The sequence below is a fragment of the Thalassospira mesophila genome, from assembly GCF_002115755.1.
Classification (GTDB): Bacteria; Pseudomonadota; Alphaproteobacteria; order Rhodospirillales; family Thalassospiraceae; genus Thalassospira; species Thalassospira mesophila.
This window is the reverse complement of the sequence record NZ_JFKA01000001.1, coordinates 646696-650685: the sequence shown is the minus strand read 5'-3', so window position 1 is coordinate 650685 and position 3990 is coordinate 646696. Positions and strand designations below refer to the sequence as shown.

Genomic DNA, 3990 nt, shown 5'->3' with positions numbered 1-3990 from the left:
AACTCCCTACATGGGACCAACCGGCACCCCTGCCAGCAAATACTCACAACTTCCCATATACAACAGTATATTTCAGCAACGGCCCGACGGCAACCGCATAAACGCCCGAAAACCGCAAGTTTCGGCCTTTTTCACCCGACGTCCCGATGACGGGCCATCAGAGTGGAAATTTTGTCAGATTATGTCAGGATTCAGGGTTTTGAAGGCCGTTTTTACCGCAGCGAAATTACGACTCGGGCTATTCTTCGTGGAAAGCCCGGTCGAAACTATCCGTGATTGGTGCAAACAGATAAGCCAGAACTGTGCGCGCGCCCGTCACAATCTCAAGTTGCGCAGCCATACCCGGTGAGAGGATCATGCCTTCATGCTCGACCAGGCTATCGGCGTCTATTTCGACCATTGCCCGGAAATAGGGGCGTCCCTCGCCGTCGGTTAACCGGTCGGGCGACACATCAACGATCTTGCCCTTAACCGGGGCAAACCAGCGCTGGCTAAACGCCGTCACCCGAATATTAACCAGAAGCCCCGGCGACACCACGTCAATGTCGTTGGGCGAAATGCGCCCTTCAATCACCAGCCGGTCATTATGGGGTACAATTTCCAGTATCGGTGCGCCTGGCGGTATCACCCCGCCCACCGTGGTAAATTTCAGGCTGGTTACCGTGCCTTCGGTGGGGGCGACAATTTTGGATCGTGTCAGAATATCCTCGGCCGAGCGCAATCTTTCGGTCAGATCAGACAAATCAGCCTGCACATCGCGCAATTCGGTATTGACCGTTTGCAAATGATCGCGGCTCAGCTGCGCCTGACTGGCGCGCACCTGCTGTATTTGCTGCTCGATTCGGGCGATATCCGCCGAATAACGGCCAATATTGCCAAGGCTGTCGACCAGCCGGCTTTCAAGTTGCAACAACCGGGTACGCCGGGCATAGCCCTTTTCCACCATCGGCTTCACCATCGCCAGTTCTTCCTTGACGATCCCGACTTGCTGCTGGGCGGCAATTTTCTGTTCGTTGGTGGCTGAAATTTCGTGGCGCAATTCCTTGATGCGCTCGTCATAAAGCTGCACTTCGCCGCGAAAGGCACTGGTCCGGCTGTCAAACAGGTCCTGCTGGGCCAGAACAAGGTCTTTGTTCAAGTCGGGCTTTAACGTTGCTGGCCAGGAAACATGGTCGTTTCCCTTGCGCTCGGTATTAAGGCGCGCCTGCGTTGCCACCGCATTTAAATACCGCTTGTAGAGCAGGTCATAACTGGCGCGCGCCCGGGTATCGTCCAGCTCGATCAGGGTTTGCCCCGCCACCACCCGTGCGCCATCACGCACCAGAATCGACCGGATAATCCCGCCTTCAAGATGCTGCACCGTTTGTCGCCCGGAAAAAGGTGCCACCACCCCGCTGGCAATGGCCGCCGAATTAATGCGCGCGGTGGCAGCCCAGAAAAACACCGACCCAAAGCCCAGAATCAAAATCACCAGGCCAATCCGGATCAGGGGTTTGACATCGGTATCAAGGGCGCGAACCGTGGGAAGATGAACCCCGTTCATCGGCCGCCCCCCTGGCGTCGGCCAGCCGATCCTTCAACCACGCGCAATTGCGGCCGACCATCCCCGCGCGGTTTCACCCGGCGTGCGGCCGCGGCATCAGGCGCGCCAGAAGCCGGTATTGCTGCTGACGAAGTTGGAGCCGGGGCCGAGGCCGGAGCGACCGGTTCACGGGTGGCCTCGCGGGCAGTTTTTTCCTTGCTAAGTGCAAGGGCGCGGTCGCGTTGTTGCTGTTTTTGTGCGCGCGCACGTTTTGCCGCCATCTGCTGGCGGCGCGCCACATCGCCCGGCCCTTCGCCGCGATCCAGCCCGTCATCCTTGCGCACCGGCGGCGGGCCGGGGCGCATCACCTTCATGGTGCCACCCGGCGTTGTCCGAACGGCTTGTTGTTCCGGGTTTTGGCGGGCTGTGGAGGGTCGGGCATCAGCAGTTTCGCTTGCAACCACCCGGCGGCTGCCGTCATCGGACATGCCATGATCAGGGTTGCGGCGCGCGGCGGCCTCGGGGTTGGGGACCGCCCGTTTTTGCGGGCGGATCCGCATTTGTCCGTCTCCGGCCTGCGCATCGTTATTACCCGTTTGTACCCCGGCTGATGGGGGGGCCATCGCCACGGGAACAGCAGCAGGCGGCGGCGGGGTTTGCATGCGCGGAATATTAACCGGCACCACACGAATTTGCCCGCCAGACATGGCAATAATCGCATCGGCCCGCTTGAGCACTTCGCGTTCGTGACTGACGATAAAGGCGGTAATCCCGGCCCGGCGCACAATATCAATCAGGTTGGTGACATATTCCATCCGCCCTTCATCAAGGGCGGTGGTTGGTTCATCAAGCATTAACAGGCGCGGCTTGCCATACAGGGCGGCGGCCAGCGCAATAAGCTGGCGCTGCCCGCCCGAAAGGTTGCTGCCGCCACGATCAAGCTTGGTGTCATAACCATCAGGCAAATCAAGAATGAATTTATGCGCCCCGGCCAGTTCGGCGGCCTGCACAATATCGCGCGGGTCAGCACTTCCCAGCCGGGCAATGTTTTCGGCAATGGTGCCGGGAAACAAAAACGGGTTTTGCGCCAGATAGCCAATTTGCGGGCCAATTTGCGCACGATCCAGCCGTGATGCCTCGATATCGTCAAGCTTGATCGAGCCTGATGCAGGCGACCAGATGCCCATCAACAATTTCAACAAGGCGGTTTTGCCCACCCCGTTAAACCCGGCAATGCTGACAACCTGCCCCGCACCCACCTTGAACGAAAACCCCTTGAACAACACATTGCGGCTGCCCGGCGGGGCAAATACCAGCCGGTCAACCGACACCGCCATGCCCTTGGCCTTGGGGGCGGGCGCATGCAGGCGCGGTTTGCGCTCCAGCAAAATACGGTTAAGCCGTTCAAACGAATTGCGCGCCGATGTCCAGGACCGCCACGCCGCCACCGCCCCGTCAAACGGGGCCAGACCGCGCATGCCCAAAATCATCGAGGCCACCATAATGCCAATGGTGATGCTTTCGCTCAGCACCAGATAGGCCCCGGTACCAATAAACATCACCTGCATCGACAGGCGGATAAAATGCGACAATGTGGTTGAGGTGCCGACCCGGCGGCTGGTCTGCCCTTCCCAGTACAGCGCATCAGACTGGTCTGCCTGCCAGCGCGCCTGCGCTGCTGGTGTCATGCCCATGGCTTCCATCGCCTCGGCATTGCGAACATAGGTTTCTTCCTGGGCAATGCCCCGGTTTTGCGATTGTTCGGACCGATCGACCGAAATGCGCGCTGCCGCTTCGTTGGCGACCGCAATCAGGATCAGGATCACCGCGCCGCCAAGGGCCACCATGCCCAGCCGGATATCAAAAACAAAGACCACGCCGATATAAACCGGCGCCCACATGAAATCGATCAGGGCAAACGGGCCAGACCCGGTTAAAAAACCGCGCAAACCATAAAGGTCGCGCAAAGGTCGCTGGCGGTTGGGCGCACCACGCGATGCCTGTTCGACCACATGGGCAAACAAATCGCCGCCCAAGCCAAGGTCAAGCCCGGTACCCACCCGGATCAGCACGCGGGAGCGCAATTGCTCCATCGCGGCGATAAACACCAGCACAATGGCAATGCCCATGGTCAGCAAAAACAGGGTATCGAAACTGCGCGAGGAAAGGACGCGGTCAAAAACCTGCATCGAATAAAGCGGGATCACCATATTGAGCAAATTGATCACCATGCTGAATCCGCCCACAATACCGATCGACCGCCAGAACATCCGTTCTAGCGGGGTGCGGTCACCTTCGCGGTTGCGTCCGGGCAAAATGCCGGAGCGGGCTTTTTTCGGCAGGGCCATCCTGATCCCGTAAATATCCTGGCCGCGTGCCTGCGGCCTGTCCCCAAAAGCACAGATCCCGTCGCCAGGGGCGACAGGACGCACTATCCACTTGCATTAGTCATCTACGACTATTCTAGT

General features: G+C 59.1%; 2 protein-coding genes. Both read right to left on the bottom strand.

Annotated elements, in window-relative coordinates:
• Positions 1 to 238: 238 nt before the first annotated feature.
• A complete protein-coding gene (locus tag TMES_RS03005; RefSeq protein ID WP_085579244.1) occupies positions 239 to 1543 on the bottom strand; it encodes an HlyD family type I secretion periplasmic adaptor subunit in 1305 nt (434 codons plus the stop codon).
• A complete protein-coding gene (locus tag TMES_RS03000) occupies positions 1540 to 3870 on the bottom strand; it encodes a type I secretion system permease/ATPase (protein ID WP_085579243.1) in 2331 nt (776 codons plus the stop codon). The genes TMES_RS03005 and TMES_RS03000 overlap by 4 nt, the downstream gene beginning before the upstream one ends.
• Positions 3871 to 3990 lie beyond the last annotated feature (120 nt).

Bases quoted from the DNA above. Each gene is read 5' to 3' on its own strand.
- TMES_RS03005 (WP_085579244.1), bottom strand. From the start codon at position 1,543: ATGAACGGGGTTCATCTTCCCACGGTTCGCGCCCTTGATACCGATGTC.
- TMES_RS03000 (WP_085579243.1), bottom strand. From the start codon at position 3,870: ATGGCCCTGCCGAAAAAAGCCCGCTCCGGCATTTTGCCCGGACGCAAC.